Genomic DNA, 13,138 nt, shown 5'->3' with positions numbered 1-13,138 from the left:
CACGCTCACTGCCCAGCAGCTCGCCGTGTTCGGCTCGATCGATCCCGGCGTACTAGCCCAGCTCCGACTACATGTGCAAAGGTGAGCCTAACAATTCGTTCAAGGCGGACGGCTCCGCCGCCGCTTAACTCCAGCGTTAGGACTCACACATGTTGCAGCTAACGGTGATGGTGATGGGCTGGCTTTTCGCGGGCTGCACGGGCACGTACATGTATTCGTTCTGGAAGTTTCGTGACATTGTCAAAGCGGAAAAACCCGAATGGCTTGGGGAAAGTAGTGGCTCGCTAGACTCCATCTATAGTTGTCAGCATATTTTTGGAGGTCGTAGGCACTCGGTAGCATTGATTCGTATCGCCTACGGTCCGCAATTGGGTCAGCTCAACTCTTCTCTCGCCGCTGCATATGCCAGGCGCATTCGGTTTTGCCTACCTTCGTGTCTCGTTCTATTTGCGGTAATCATCGGTTTGGGCCTCGTGCAAGCGTCCTAACCAATCATTCGAGGCGGACGGCTACGCCGCCGCTCAACTCCAGCGTTAGGCCGCAGATGAGCCACTTTCGCGCATTTGAAGTTGAAGCACTTCGGCTTCTTGGCACTGCAACGCTCGGCGACGCTGTAGTGGAGGCCGTCTGCCGTGACGCCGAGTTCGTTAGCTACAACCATTCTGGCGTTGGGTACTTCCTAACCGTTCGCCATCATTTGTTGCCCAAGGCACGCACGGTTCTTAGCCATCCGATGGTTCTTGGCCAAGTGGGCGAAGTAGTTGGTAGCTATCTCGCATTCGTTCAAGACAATGAGCTCATGCTTGAGTACGCTGGCACAACCGATGTTCCAGAAAACGTCCGAGATCTTCCTGTCCAGGTTGTAGCGCAAAGCACTGCAACCTAACCACTCATCCAAGCGGACGGCTGCGCCGCCGCTTAATTCCGGCGTTAGGCTTTTCAGAAGTACGCCCCGCTACTCATAGCCAGGAAGCGACATGTACCTTAGTTCAGAAGTCTATGAGTGGCCGTTTGACGCTTATGAGCGCAGCGGGGTTGATGAGATCGACTTCCTATTCAGAGGGCACACCATTTGGGAGCATGCCGCCAAGCGCCTCGAAGGGGACCCAACAGATCTGCATCGAGTCGACTGCATCGGCGCCTTGCGACGTGCCATCAACCAACGCCTCAAATCGCTGCAAAGTGTCTATCACTTTGACAAACTCCCAACCAATCTGGCCAAGCGTCAGCTCCTCGAAAGGATGCAGGAATTTGGCCTTGTTCGACCAACACTTCTAAAGGAATTGCTTGAGGTCCGGAACCTGATAGAACATCAAGATTCCGACCCGCCAAGCCTGGAGCAATGCCACCGATTCGTGGACATCGTTTGGTACTTCCTGAAAAGTACCGACGAACTGGTAACTTGGTCTGTGGATTGGATCGCATATGAAGAACCGGGAGAGAACTCTAAGGTACTAATCTCGGTCAAACCGGCTGAAAACTGGGCGATCCGTGTGGATGGAACGCTACGACCCGATTTGCTGCTGGAGGAGTCAATGCCAGATGCGTTGAAGTTGGTCAACGTCAAAACTAAGAGCGTCAAAGGTCGCAAGGGTTCTACCCCGTTTTCGCGGACGGTTGAGTTAAGGCCTTAAAGGCCAAGTCCCGAGCATCGAGTCTGCGTTGCATGCGGGGATTGTGGACGCGTTCGATGTAATCGAAAACGTCCGAGCGCGCGGCGCCCAGGGTCACGTAGTGCTGGCGGTGGATCCGTTCGCGCTTGATCATGCCGAAGAAGCCTTCGGCCGCTGCGTTGTCGGCACAGTGGCCGACCGCACTCATGCTGCTGCAGATGTTGTGGTCGGCGAGGAAGCGCTGATAGTCCCCACTGGTGAATTGCGTGCCGCGGTCGGAGTGGAGCACCAAGGGACTCCGGTCCGGACGTTGCCAGCAGGCCATCAGCACCGCCTTGATCACCATGTGCCGATCCTGGATGCCGGACATCGACCAGCCAACAATCTTGTGGCTGTAGAGATCGAGCACGGTGCACAGGTACAGCCAGCCTTCGCCGGTGTGGATGCAGGTGATGTCGGTGACCCATTTGGTGTTCGGTTCCAGCGCTGAGAAGTCCCGTTCAAGGTGATTCCTCACATGACCGGGCCGAACGCCCGTGCGCTTGCCACGGATCGGCCGACGCCGCGGCACGCCAAACAGGCCGTACCGAGACATCAGGCGCGCCACCCGGTTTCGGCTGGCCGTCTCACCGTCGTAGCCCAGCTCTTCGTGCATGCGCGGCATGCCCATCACGCCATCGCTGGCCTCGTGATGCTCGCGGATTCGCGCCAGCAAGCGCTGGTTGTCGAGCGCACGAGCGCTTGTGGGCCGCTTGCTCCAGGCATGGAAGCCGCTGGTCGACACCTTCAGGCATCGACACATCAACTGGACAGGGTAAGCACCGCGACAGCGTTGGATCGTCTGATACTTCAGCTCGATTCCCTGGCGAAGAACGCTGCCGCATCGCGCAAAAAATCCCTTTCCTTCTTCACCCGGGCCAGCTCCCGCTTGAGCGTGGCCATCTCCTGGTCACGGGGCACGCCCGAGCCGGTGAAGGTCTTCGTCTTGCCCGCCTCCAGCTCTCGGCGCCACCGGCCGAGAACACCCGCACCCACCCCGATGTCGCCGGCGATCTGACTGAGGTTGGCACCCGGCTGGCGGGTCAGCCCAACGGCCTCACGCTTGAACTCGTCGCTGAACTTTCTTCGCTTGGTCATGACACTCCTTTTGGCCGATCTTCGACCTTCTTGGAAGTGTCCGCGTTAACGGGGTAGAACCCAACCAATCATTCGAGGCGGACGGCTACGCCGCCGCTCAATTCCAGCGTTAGCGGTCGATGAAGTCCCACGGGGTGTAGGCCAACATGCTCTACGGAAATCCAAATTGGAGTCGGAACCCTGATTGGCCTCGGGAGCTTGCCGAAGAGCTTGGCAACATAGCAATCCAGTTTGCCAATTATGAGTTCGTCTTCAGTCACCTTGTGGGCTTCGCCGAGCGCCTCGACAAGCCCACGCTATACCGCGAAATACTGACGCTTCCGCCATCAGAGAAGTTGAGGAGGTTGAGAGGCTTCGTGGCTGACAAGTCAGACGAAATCTCACGCATCTACTCAAACCTTTGCGATAGATTCGAAGTCGTGCTCACCGACAGAAATCGCTACCTGCACGCTTATTGGTATAAGGCTGCACCTGGCTCCAATGAGTTCGTGTTTGTCGACATACACGGCAAAAAAGACAAGTTGAGCAAGGAGACCCATAAGTGCACGATACGCGATGTCGCGGTGGTGGGCATGGCTTGTGCCATACAAATGCATAACCTTAATATGCTTCGCGGAATGCCTGAAATAGACGGATTTTTTGAATATCTTTCTCTGCCAGATGCCCTCCCGATTCCTAACGCAGCTCCACGTAAGATACCGTACGATCATCGTAAGAAGGCGGCAGAGCGTGATAAATAGTTGTAGTTCCTATCGCTGGCGAAGTACCCAAGGTTCGCGTTGGCCGCTAACATCTCAATGCGGCGGACGCGGTTCCCGCGCCGCTGATTTTGGGCGTTAGATTCACCGGAAGAATGGGCGCCATGCCAAAAAACGCTCAAAAACATTTCGCCACGACGCTATATGCGGCTCTCGGACTTCTCAGCGTGAACAACCTTGTCACTTTAGCCGGAGGGAACATTCGTGCGCTATTGCCACTGACCGTTCAAGCCTTCGTTTTGGCAGTCATCTATTTCGACCCGGCCTGGTCCTATATTGTTGTCAAAATCTGGGCGCTTTTCGGAATATTTGCGGGGCTGGCAATGTGGCTAGCAGTGGCGTTCGATGGCCCCGAGCACTTCGGCTCTTTGTCTGACGCAATATTCAATTCCATCGTATTTGTGGCTAGCCTATACTTTTTCAAATTCGCTAAGACATCTCTCAGTGACGAGCAAAAACAAATCTAACCACTCATTCAAACGGGCGCCGTGCCGGCGCCGCTTAACTCAAGCGTTAGGCGTCACCATACATGCCGGAGGCCCATATGCGACTCGCTCCGCTGATTTGCGTGCAAGACGTTGAGGTAAGTAGCCGCTGGTATCAGCGCTTGCTGGGGTGCGAAAGCGGTCACGGCGGCACCAAGTATGAAAGGCTCAATTCAAAAGGTCGTCTGATTCTTCAGCTGCACGATTGGAACGAGGAACATCAACACGGCCGTCTGGGTGATCCGGACCTGCGCCCTCACGGCAATGGCGTGCTGTTGTGGTTTGAACTGGAGGACTATGAAGCTGCGGTGCAACGAGCGGCCGAGATGCAAGTGGAAGTCACTCGGCCTAGCCACCTCAGCGAGAATCTGAATTGGGAGCTCTGGCTACGTGACCTGGACGGCTACGCCGTTGTGCTGACCAGTCCATTGCCCCAGTCAGGTCAAGACGTGACACCTGGCAATTCGTCCAAGCCGCGCTGAGGACGGCGCCGACGCCTTATCTCACCGTGAAGGCTCATGATTCGCATCTCGACGATTCTTGCTGCACTACTTTGGATCTCGTGCTCTCCCTCGAATGGACAGGGCGCAACGTCGGCTTCTGAACAACAGGTTCTTGCCTTCCGTGCCGCAGTCGCAGTGGGCGATCGCGCCTCCGTGAGGGCGTTGTTTGCGCTTGACACCGACGGTGCGGCGGCAGAAGACAAAGACATCGTGCTAGGTGGTCTGATCCGAGTTCATCCTCGCCTCTTTCTGCAGGAGCTACGGCGGAGCGGCCATGGCAATTGCAGGCCGTGCCTTGAAGGAATTCTCGGGAACCTGGGAGACGAGTTCGTTGACCGCTTTGCCGCACAGGCAGAGGAATTGGGCAAGCGTCGTCAAGCCTTGCTCTCTGTGGCTGACAAGGACCTGGCCCCTCTCAGAGACGCTTGCATTCGAGTGCTGGACGACCAGATCCGGCAAGCAGACGAGCAAGCGCGATGAGGCCCAACCTGGGGCCAGCTGCGAGGCCGGTCGCTTTTAGGCGATTCGCTCTCACGGGACACTGCTGCAATCAGCAATCGACCGTTTCTCGCGATCATCCGTCATTGACGCAAAGAGCTTGTGGTGGATGCCGCGCAAGGCGCGTGCCGGCACGTCATGCACTGGCAGGGCGATGGGTGGTGGGCATGGGTTCTTGCTTGATCCGGGGCCGGAGGATCAAGACAGGGTATCGCCGCGTAGACGGCGCGCGCGGGACGGTGTGTCCCCGGCGCTGCCCAGTCGGCTCCAGGCCCTGCGCAGCTGCACGTCCGAGCTGAAGCCGGCCAGTTCCGCTGCCTGGCCGACGCGGGCACCAGCGCGCAGGGCCGCTTCGGCCGTGGTCAGGCGGATGCGTTGCAGGTAATGCAGCGGCGAGGTGCCGGCGTGCAATGCGAACAGCCGCGCCAGATGCCGGGGCGAGACGCAGGCGACGCGCGCCATTGCCTCCACCGTCCAGTCGGCCTGCGGCTGCTGGCAGATGGCGTCCTGCAGCCGGTGCAACGGCAGGTGCAGGTGGCCGCGGTGGGCGAGGAACGGCGACAGCTCCGGGTCGGCCGGGCCGCGGCGCAGTGCCACCACCATCGTTTCGGCCACGCGCGCGGCGACCAGTGGGCCGCAGACGTCGGCGATGCGGTGCAGGATCAGGTCGATGCCGGTGGTGACGCCGGCGCTGCTCCACACCGCGTCCGCGGTGACGAACACGCGATTGGCCACCACGCGGCAATGCGGTGCCGCCGCGCGCAGTTCGTCCAGATGCTGGTGATGGGTGGTCGCGTCGCGGCCGTCGAGCAGCCCCGCGTGTGCGGCGAGCAGGCTGCCGGCGCACACGCAGACCAGTTCGCGTCGGCCCTCGTGCAGCTGCAGCGGGCGCAGCCAGTCGAGCAGGCGGCGCGTCGTCGTACGGCGCACGTTGAACGCGCTGCCCGGTTGCCCGAGCAGCACGATCCAGGTGGGGCGCGGGTCGTCCTCACCCAGCACCGGCAACGGCGCGATGTCGCGCAGCCGGATGCCGACCGAGGTCATCGGCTCGGGGTCGGGGCCGACGAACTCCACCGCGAAGGCCGGCGGCTGGCCCTGTTCGGCCAGCACGCCGTTGGCGATGCGCAGCGCTTCCGCCGGGCCGGCCCAGTCCAGCGCCAGGCTGTCCGGCAACAGGGCGAACAGCACGCGCACCGGCGTTTTCACGGCTGCGACCTGGCCCGCCGTACGGCCTCGTCCACCGTGCAGAGGGTGGCGAAGCGGTCGCGCAGCACGGTCTCGGTGCGCTGCACGATGTCGTCGGCGCGCAGCACGCCACCATCGGGAATGGTCATGTCGAAGGTCAGCGTGGCGGCGGTCACGTAGTCCACCTCCCAGCCGAGATCGGAGGCGTTGCGCGTGGTGGTCTCGCAGCACTGCTCGGTGCGGATGCCGCTGACGATCAACCGGCGGATGCCGTGCTGCACCAGCCAGACGTCCAGCCCGGTGCCCACCAGTGCGCTGTGCCGGGACTTCACGAACTGTGCGGCGGCGTCGAACTCGACCAGCCCGTCGATCGGGCGGACGTGGCCGGAGCGGGCGGAGAAGGGGTTGTCGGCGGCGTCCGGACCGTCCTGGTGCAGGATGCGCACCACCGGCACGCCGGCGGCGACGCACTGCTCGATCAGCGCGTTCTGGGCAGCCAGGTAGGGCGCGAAGCGGTCCTCCCGGAAGTACGCGCGGTGGCGAAAGGATTCTTGCGCATCGATCACTAGCAGACATGTATTCATGGAAAGCTCCGTTGGGGTTGGAGTCGCCATTTTCAGGAGTTCTCAACGATACCGAGTGCCAGCCTGCGACAGCAAACAGACAAAATCGGACATGGTCATGCGGACTGGTCTGCTGGGGCCTGGCGCCTCAATCGGCGTGCGAATGCGGTGGCGCCGCCTCGCGGCAAACGGCCGCCCGGCTGTCGCGTCAGTCGACTCGACTACCGCCGGGCGGCGACCGGCGCTGACGCAGCGCCGTGCACCGGTTCCGCCGGCTCGCCGGGTTCCGCAGCGGCGGCGGGCAGCGGCTCGCCGGCGGCGTTGATGATCGTGCGCAGCTCCTCGCCGCTCAGCGTTTCGCACTGCAGGAGGCGGGTGGCGGCTTGGTCGAGCCCCGGGCGATAGCGGCGCAGCACATCGAGCGCGGTGAGCAGGGCCTGGTCGAGCAGATGCTTGACGGCCAGGTCGATGGCGGCGGCGGTGACTTCGGCGTACTGGCGCGGACGCCAGGTGTCGAGCGGCACACCCAGCACCGAGGATGCGTCCGGTTCGTAGCTCACGGTGCCCAGCTCGGCGACCATGCCGAACTGGGTGACCATGCTGCGCGCGATGTCGGTAGCCTTGGCCAGGTCGTCCGCCGCGCCGGTAGATACGTCGCCGAACTCGAGCATTTCCGCCGCGCGGCCACCGAGCAGCACGGCCATGCGCTGCTGCAGCTCCGGCCGGCCCATCAGGAAGCGGTCCTCGGTGGGGCGCTGGATGGTGTAGCCCAGCGCGCCGATGCCGCGCGGCACGATGGAGATCTTCTGCACGCGGGTTTCCTGCGACAGCGCGAGCGCCACCAGCGCGTGGCCCACCTCGTGGAAGGCCACCACTTTGCGCTCCTTGGGGGTGAGCACGCGGCTGCGCTTTTCCAGGCCGGCGATGATGCGCTCCAGCGCGCTCACCAGGTCGTCGGCGGTGACCGCATCCGCGCCGCGCCGCGTGGCGAGCAGCGCCGCCTCGTTAGCCAGGTTGGCGAGGTCGGCGCCGCTGAAGCCGGTGGTGAGCGCCGCGATCTGCTCCATGTCCACGCCGGGGTCGAGCACCAGCTTGCGCAGATGCACCTGGAGGATGGCCAGGCGTGCGCTTTTGTCTGGTCGGTCAACCAGGATCTGCCGGTCGAAGCGGCCGGAGCGCAGCAGAGCGGGGTCGAGAATTTCCGGGCGGTTGGTGGCGGCCAGCAGCACCACGCCGCTGCTGGGGTCGAAGCCGTCCAGCTCGTTGAGCAGCTGGTTGAGCGTCTGCTCCTTCTCGTCGTGCCCGCCGCCGGGGAGCGATGCGCCGCGGGCGCGTCCCACCGCGTCCAGCTCGTCGATGAAGATGATGCACGGCGCGTTGGCCCGCGCCTGCTCGAACAGGTCGCGCACGCGCGCGGCACCCACCCCGACGAACAGCTCGACGAACTCCGAGCCGCTGATGGAGAAGAACGGCACGCCAGCCTCGCCGGCCACCGCGCGCGCCAGCAGGGTCTTGCCGGTGCCCGGTGGTCCCACCAGCAAAATGCCCTTGGGCATGTGCGCGCCGAGCCGGCCGTAGCTCTTGGGCTCGCGCAGGAAGCGGATCACTTCCTGCAACTCTTCCTTGGCCTCGTCCACGCCCGCCACGTCGGCGAAGGTGATGCGGATATCGCGCTCCACGTACACCTTGGCCTTGCTCTTGCCGATCGCGGTGAGCCCGGCCGCGCCGGCGCCTCCGGCCATGCGTCGCAGCACCAGCAGCCACACGCCGATGAAGAGCAGGGTGGGCAACATCCAGCCGAGCAGGCGCATGAACAGGCCGGGGCCGGGCGCGGCGCTGAACTCCACCTTGGCCGCAGCCAGCGCATCGGCCAGCTCCGGCGCCACCGGCACGGTGGTGAATTGGCGGGGTTTGCCATCGGCGCCGGTGGCCTTGTAGGTGCCGGTGATCACGTTGTCGCCCACGCGCACGCTCTGGATCTCGCCCGCCTGCAGCGCCGTGCGGAACTGGCTGTAGGGAATGGACTCCACGCTGCCCTGCTGCATGCGGATGGCCAGCTGGAACGCCAGCAGGAGCAGCATCGGCGGCAGCCAGTAGCGCAGGAAGGTCTGGAGGTTGGGCTTCATGGGCGGCGCAGGCCTTCGCGCGGCGGGATCGTTCCCATGAGAGGGGCTGCGGTGCGTGGGCGTGTTGATGCCGGTCAATCGGAGCGGAAGCGTGAAGCCGTGTTCTGACGTGGCGCGGAGGCGCGCATTCCCGCGTTGATGGGGGTCAAGGCCCGGGGTGTCGGCCGGCCCTAGTGTGTGGACGTGGGCGATCGGCCGCGCAGGAAAGGGTGTCGCGATGAGGCTTTCGAGGCGGGGATCGCACGGTTCGACGGCCGGGATGCGCCCGTGGTGACGCCGGTGGACAAGCCCGCGGCGACACCGTCGTCCGGCGCTCCGGCGATGGCGACCGTGCTGGGCACGGCGTCCGGTGGCCGGCGCTGGCGTGGCGCGCTGCGCTGGCTGCTGGTGCTGCTGGGCGTGCTGGTGCTTGCCGGCATGGGCTACGTGCTGCTCCGGCGCAGCAGTGCCGCCGCGCAGCCGCGCTACCAGACCGCCGAAGTCACGCGCGGCGACCTGGTGGTGACGGTGGCGGCCACCGGCAACCTGCAGCCGACCAACCAGGTGGAGGTGGGCAGCGAGCTGTCCGGCATCATGGAAGCGGTGCGGGTGGACGTGAACGACACGGTGAAGCGCGGCCAGGTGCTGGCGCAGCTCGACGTGTCGCGCCTCAAGGACCAGATCGCCAACGCGCGCGGCGCGCTCGACGCCGCCCGTGCGCAGGTGCGGCTGACCGCCGCCACGGTGACCGAGACGCGGCTGCAGGTGAGCCGGCTCACCCGCATGTTCGCCAGCAGCGGCGGCACGGTGCCGGCGCAGGTGGATATCGACACCGCCCAGGCCGCGCTGCAGCGGGCGCTGGCGGCGCAGGCCAGCGCGCAGGCCGCGGTGGCGCAGGCGCAGGCGGCGCTGAGCACCGGCGAGACCAACCTCGCCAAGGCCTCGATCCGCTCGCCGATCGACGGCGTGGTGCTGACCCGTTCGATCGAGCCGGGCCAGACCGTGGCCGCCTCGCTGCAGGCGCCGGTGCTGTTCACGCTGGCCGAAGACCTGTCCAAGATGGAGCTGCAGGTGGACGTGGACGAAGCCGACGTGGGCCTGGTGCGCGACGGCCAGCGCGCCACCTTCACCGTGGACGCGTACGCGGGGCGCGAGTATCCGGCGCAGGTGCGGCGCGTGGGCTTCGGCTCGCAGACCAAGGACGGCGTGGTGTCCTACCTCACCGTGCTCACGGTGAACAACGACGACCTCAGCCTGCGTCCGGGCATGACCGCCACCGCAGCCATCGTGGTGAGCGAGCACAAGCAGGTGCTGCTGGTGCCGAGCGCGGCGCTGCGCTTTACCCCCGCCTCAGCCAACGCTGCGCCGTCCGGTGGGCTGGTGAGCAAGCTGATGCCACGGCCGCCGCACGGCGCCAGCCGCCCCGCCGCCGGCGGCAACGGCAAGGCGCGGCAGGTGTGGGTGCTGCGCGACGGGCAGCCAGTGGCGGTGCCGGTGACGTTGGGGGCCAGCAACGGCCAGCTCAGCGAAGTGGCCAGCGACGCGCTGCAGCCGGGCATGCGGGTGATCACCGAGAGCCTCGGCGGTGCGCCGTGAGCGCGACCGCTGGCGCCGCGCCACCGCTGATCGAGCTGGTCGGCGTCACCAAGACTTACGGCCAGGGCGCGGTGGCGCTGCAGGCGCTGCGCGGCGTCGACTTGGTGGTGGAGCAGGGCGAGTTCGTGGCGATCATGGGGCCGAGCGGCTCGGGCAAGTCCACCGCGATGAACATCCTCGGCTGTCTCGACGTGCCGACCACCGGCAGCTACCGCTTTCGCGGCACGGCGGTGGAGACGCTCACGCGCAACCAGCGGGCGCTGCTGCGGCGGCATTACCTGGGCTTCGTGTTTCAGGGCTACAACCTGCTTGGGCGCACCTCGGCACTGGAGAACGTGGAGCTGCCGTTGCTGTATCGCGGCGAGCCGCCGGCCGCGCGCCACGCCGCGGCGCGTGAGGCGCTGGCCGCGGTGGGGCTGACCGGCTGGGAGCACCACGCGCCGGCAGCGCTGTCCGGCGGCCAGCAGCAACGCGCGGCGATCGCCCGCGCCATCGTCACGCATCCGTCGGTGCTGCTGGCCGACGAACCCACCGGCAATCTCGACACGCTGCGCAGCCGCGAGATCATGGACCTGATCGTGGCGCTCAACCGCGACCGCGGCATCACCGTGCTGATGGTGACCCACGAGCCGGACATGGCCGCCTACGCGCGGCGCGTGGTGCGCTTCGTCGACGGACGGGTGGAGAGCGATACGCGCCAGGCGGTGGCGGCCTGATGTTCTGGAACACGCTGCTGCTGGCGTTGAAGGAGATCCGCCGCAACCTCACGCGGAGCTTCCTCACCGTGCTCGGCATCCTGATCGGCGTGGCCGCGGTGATCACCATGGTGACGCTGGGTAACGGCGCCACGGCCGCGGTGTCCGCGCAGATCTCCAGCCTGGGCAGCAACCTGCTGATGGTGCGCCCGGGCCAGCGGCTGGGTCCTACTCGCGATACCGCGGGTGCAGCGGCGTTCCGGCTGGCCGACGCCAGCGCCATCGAAAGCCAGGTGGGCGAGCTCAGCAGCGTGGCGCCGGTGGTGTCGCGCACGGTGACGGTGGTGCACCTGGCCAGCAACTGGTCCACCAGCGTGGTGGGCACCACCAATGCGTACTTCAGCGCAGGAAGTTGGAAGCTCGCCGCCGGACGGGCGTTCCTCGATGGCGAGCTGCAGGCCGGCAAGGCGGTGTGCGTGCTCGGGGAAACCACCCGCAGCAAGCTGTTCGGCAGCGAGAACCCGGTGGGCAGCGCGATCCGCGTCAAGCAATTCGCCTGCGAAGTGATCGGCCTGCTGGCGGCGAAGGGGCAGTCCTCGATGGGACGCGACCAGGACGACGTGATCGTGATGCCGCTGCGCACCGTGCAGCGTCGCCTCGCCGGCAACCAGGACGTAGGCATGCTGCTGGTGTCGGTGCAGCAGGGCGCCTCCACCGCGCGGGCCAAGCAGCGCATCGAGGCGCTGCTGCGCGAGCGCCGGCATATCGCGCTGGGCCAGGAAGACGACTTCAACGTGCTCGACACGCGCGAGATCGCCGACATGCTCTCCAGCACCACCCGCGTGCTCACCCTGCTGCTGGGCGCGGTGGCGGCGGTGAGCCTGCTGGTGGGCGGCGTGGGGATCATGAACATCATGCTGGTGTCGGTAACCGAGCGCACCCGCGAGATCGGCATCCGCCTTGCCGTGGGCGCGCTGGAGCGCGAGGTGCTGCTGCAGTTCCTGATCGAGGCGGTGGTGCTGTCATCCATCGGCGGCCTGCTCGGCGTGCTGCTGGCGACGGTCGGCTCGATCGTGCTGGCGCGCGTGCTGCTGGTGCCGTACCTGTTCGGCCTGCCGATCAACCTGCTGGCGTTCGCGTTCTCGGCGCTGATCGGCGTGGTGTTCGGCTACTTTCCGGCGCGGCGTGCGGCACGGCTCGACCCGATCGAGGCGCTGCGGCACGAGTGAGCTCCCTTGGCGACGGGTGCCGACGGACGCCATGGCGTGGATACTGGCGCCACACCTTACTCACCGGCGCAGGCACCCATGGGCAAGACCCGACTCGAGGCATTCAGCGATGGCGTGCTCGCCATCATCATCACCATCATGGTGCTGGAGATGAAGGTGCCGCACGGCGAGACGATGGCGGCGCTTTGGCCGCTGCTGCCGGTGTTCCTGAGCTACGTGCTGAGCTTCGTCTACGTGGGTATCTACTGGAACAACCACCACCACATGCTGCACCTGGCGCACCGGGTGAGCGGCGGCATCCTGTGGGCGAACCTGCACCTGCTGTTCTGGTTGTCGCTGCTGCCGTTCGCTACCGGGTGGATGGGCGAAAACCACTTCTCGCAGGGGCCGTCGGCGCTGTACGGCGTGGTGCTGCTGATGGCGGCAGTGGCGTACTGGCTGCTGCAGCGATCGATCATCCGCTCGCAGGGCGAGGACTCGCCGCTGGCGCGCGCGGTGGGCGGCGACTGGAAGGGCAAGCTGTCGCCGGTGATCTATGCGGCGGGGATCGCGGCGTCGTTCTGGGCGGCTTGGCTGTCGCAATTGTTCTACGCGCTGGCGGCGCTGCTGTGGCTGGTGCCGGATCGGCGCATCGAGCGGGTGCTGGCTGGGCGGGAGTCGTGAGGTCGATCGCGATCGGCGCGTAGCGGCGGCGCTTCGACTTCGCCGGCGTGCCGCCGGCTACGCTCGGTGCGAACGGTTCGAGGGGTAGTCCTTCTCCCGCCGGGAGAA

General features: G+C 65.2%; 14 protein-coding genes. 10 read left to right on the top strand and 4 right to left on the bottom strand.

Features of this window, described 5'->3' with window-relative positions; all coding sequences use genetic code 11:
* Positions 1–544: 544 nt before the first annotated feature.
* Together ISP17_RS14310 and ISP17_RS14305 are read left to right on the top strand one after the other, a co-directional pair.
* Positions 545–886 carry a hypothetical protein gene (locus ISP17_RS14310; RefSeq protein ID WP_404634282.1) on the top strand — a complete coding sequence of 114 codons (342 nt, stop codon included), beginning with the start codon at positions 545–547 and terminating at the stop codon, positions 884–886.
* 91 nt (positions 887–977) lie between these two features.
* The gene (locus ISP17_RS14305; protein WP_404634280.1) at positions 978–1,634 is read left to right on the top strand and encodes a hypothetical protein; all 657 of its coding nucleotides are present in this window, start codon (positions 978–980) and stop codon (positions 1,632–1,634) included.
* Here ISP17_RS14305 and ISP17_RS14300 read toward each other — a convergent pair.
* A protein-coding gene (locus tag ISP17_RS14300) for an IS3 family transposase (RefSeq protein ID WP_404634278.1) occupies positions 1,597–2,750 on the bottom strand; the annotation gives its coding sequence in 2 pieces (ribosomal slippage) (positions 1,597–2,510 and positions 2,510–2,750; 1,155 coding nt in all). The genes ISP17_RS14305 and ISP17_RS14300 overlap by 38 nt on opposite strands.
* A 146-nt stretch (positions 2,751–2,896) precedes the next feature.
* On the opposite strand from ISP17_RS14300, the gene ISP17_RS14295 reads away from it, so the two are divergent.
* The 4 genes from ISP17_RS14295 to ISP17_RS14280 all read left to right on the top strand — a co-directional run bounded on the left by ISP17_RS14295 (position 2,897) and on the right by ISP17_RS14280 (position 4,976).
* Entirely contained in the window at positions 2,897–3,490 is a 594-nt protein-coding gene (locus ISP17_RS14295; protein ID WP_404634276.1) for a hypothetical protein, read from the top strand.
* Positions 3,491–3,612: 122 nt separating this feature from the next.
* Complete coding sequence (locus ISP17_RS14290; RefSeq protein WP_404634274.1) at positions 3,613–3,975, top strand: hypothetical protein; 363 nt, start codon at positions 3,613–3,615, stop codon at positions 3,973–3,975.
* A 77-nt stretch (positions 3,976–4,052) separates the two neighbouring features.
* Positions 4,053–4,475 (top strand): VOC family protein, encoded by a 423-nt coding sequence (locus tag ISP17_RS14285; RefSeq protein WP_404634272.1) that lies wholly within the window; start codon positions 4,053–4,055, stop codon positions 4,473–4,475.
* 36 nt (positions 4,476–4,511) lie between these two features.
* On the top strand, positions 4,512–4,976 hold the full coding sequence (locus tag ISP17_RS14280) for a hypothetical protein (protein ID WP_404634270.1): 465 nt from the start codon (positions 4,512–4,514) through the stop codon (positions 4,974–4,976).
* 216 nt (positions 4,977–5,192) lie between these two features.
* Here the strand turns inward: ISP17_RS14280 and ISP17_RS14275 are convergent, their stop codons facing one another.
* From ISP17_RS14275 to ftsH, 3 genes are all read right to left on the bottom strand, one after another.
* The gene (locus tag ISP17_RS14275; RefSeq protein ID WP_404634268.1) at positions 5,193–6,200 is read right to left on the bottom strand and encodes a GlxA family transcriptional regulator; all 1,008 of its coding nucleotides are present in this window, start codon (positions 6,198–6,200) and stop codon (positions 5,193–5,195) included.
* Positions 6,197–6,763, bottom strand: a complete 567-nt coding sequence (locus tag ISP17_RS14270) for a cysteine hydrolase family protein (RefSeq protein ID WP_404634266.1) — start codon at positions 6,761–6,763, stop codon at positions 6,197–6,199. Before ISP17_RS14270 ends, ISP17_RS14275 begins: the two co-directional genes overlap by 4 nt.
* 200 nt (positions 6,764–6,963) lie before the next feature.
* Complete coding sequence (gene ftsH, locus ISP17_RS14265; protein ID WP_404634264.1) at positions 6,964–8,868, bottom strand: ATP-dependent zinc metalloprotease FtsH; 1,905 nt, start codon at positions 8,866–8,868, stop codon at positions 6,964–6,966.
* Between the two features lie 267 nt (positions 8,869–9,135).
* Between ftsH and ISP17_RS14260 the strand changes: the two genes are divergently transcribed.
* The 4 genes from ISP17_RS14260 (at position 9,136) to ISP17_RS14245 (ending at position 13,030) form a co-directional block, all read left to right on the top strand.
* Positions 9,136–10,443, top strand: a complete 1,308-nt coding sequence (locus ISP17_RS14260) for an efflux RND transporter periplasmic adaptor subunit (protein WP_404634262.1) — start codon at positions 9,136–9,138, stop codon at positions 10,441–10,443.
* The gene (locus ISP17_RS14255) at positions 10,440–11,159 is read left to right on the top strand and encodes an ABC transporter ATP-binding protein (RefSeq protein ID WP_404634260.1); all 720 of its coding nucleotides are present in this window, start codon (positions 10,440–10,442) and stop codon (positions 11,157–11,159) included. The genes ISP17_RS14260 and ISP17_RS14255 overlap by 4 nt, the downstream gene beginning before the upstream one ends.
* Complete coding sequence (locus ISP17_RS14250; RefSeq protein ID WP_404634258.1) at positions 11,159–12,367, top strand: ABC transporter permease; 1,209 nt, start codon at positions 11,159–11,161, stop codon at positions 12,365–12,367. The genes ISP17_RS14255 and ISP17_RS14250 overlap by 1 nt, the downstream gene beginning before the upstream one ends.
* A 78-nt stretch (positions 12,368–12,445) precedes the next feature.
* Positions 12,446–13,030 (top strand): TMEM175 family protein, encoded by a 585-nt coding sequence (locus ISP17_RS14245; RefSeq protein WP_404634256.1) that lies wholly within the window; start codon positions 12,446–12,448, stop codon positions 13,028–13,030.
* The last annotated feature ends 108 nt before the right edge of the window (positions 13,031–13,138 follow it).

It is taken from the genome of Dyella ginsengisoli (assembly GCF_044904665.1).
GTDB lineage: Bacteria > Pseudomonadota > Gammaproteobacteria > Xanthomonadales > Rhodanobacteraceae > Dyella_A > Dyella_A ginsengisoli.
Note: the sequence above shows the minus strand (reverse complement) of the source record. Positions and strands in the feature narration are given on the sequence as shown.

What these genes read in the sequence shown, in the direction of transcription:
- ISP17_RS14310 (WP_404634282.1), top strand. Translation starts at nt 545, where the DNA reads ATGAGCCACTTTCGCGCATTTGAAGTTGAAGCACTTCGGCTTCTTGGC.
- ISP17_RS14245 (WP_404634256.1), top strand. Translation starts at nt 12,446, where the DNA reads ATGGGCAAGACCCGACTCGAGGCATTCAGCGATGGCGTGCTCGCCATC.
- ISP17_RS14305 (WP_404634280.1), top strand. Translation starts at nt 978, where the DNA reads ATGTACCTTAGTTCAGAAGTCTATGAGTGGCCGTTTGACGCTTATGAG.
- ISP17_RS14250 (WP_404634258.1), top strand. Translation starts at nt 11,159, where the DNA reads ATGTTCTGGAACACGCTGCTGCTGGCGTTGAAGGAGATCCGCCGCAAC.
- ISP17_RS14295 (WP_404634276.1), top strand. Translation starts at nt 2,897, where the DNA reads ATGCTCTACGGAAATCCAAATTGGAGTCGGAACCCTGATTGGCCTCGG.
- ISP17_RS14290 (WP_404634274.1), top strand. Translation starts at nt 3,613, where the DNA reads ATGCCAAAAAACGCTCAAAAACATTTCGCCACGACGCTATATGCGGCT.
- ISP17_RS14270 (WP_404634266.1), bottom strand. Translation starts at nt 6,763, where the DNA reads ATGAATACATGTCTGCTAGTGATCGATGCGCAAGAATCCTTTCGCCAC.
- ISP17_RS14280 (WP_404634270.1), top strand. Translation starts at nt 4,512, where the DNA reads ATGATTCGCATCTCGACGATTCTTGCTGCACTACTTTGGATCTCGTGC.
- ISP17_RS14285 (WP_404634272.1), top strand. Translation starts at nt 4,053, where the DNA reads ATGCGACTCGCTCCGCTGATTTGCGTGCAAGACGTTGAGGTAAGTAGC.
- ftsH (WP_404634264.1), bottom strand. Translation starts at nt 8,868, where the DNA reads ATGAAGCCCAACCTCCAGACCTTCCTGCGCTACTGGCTGCCGCCGATG.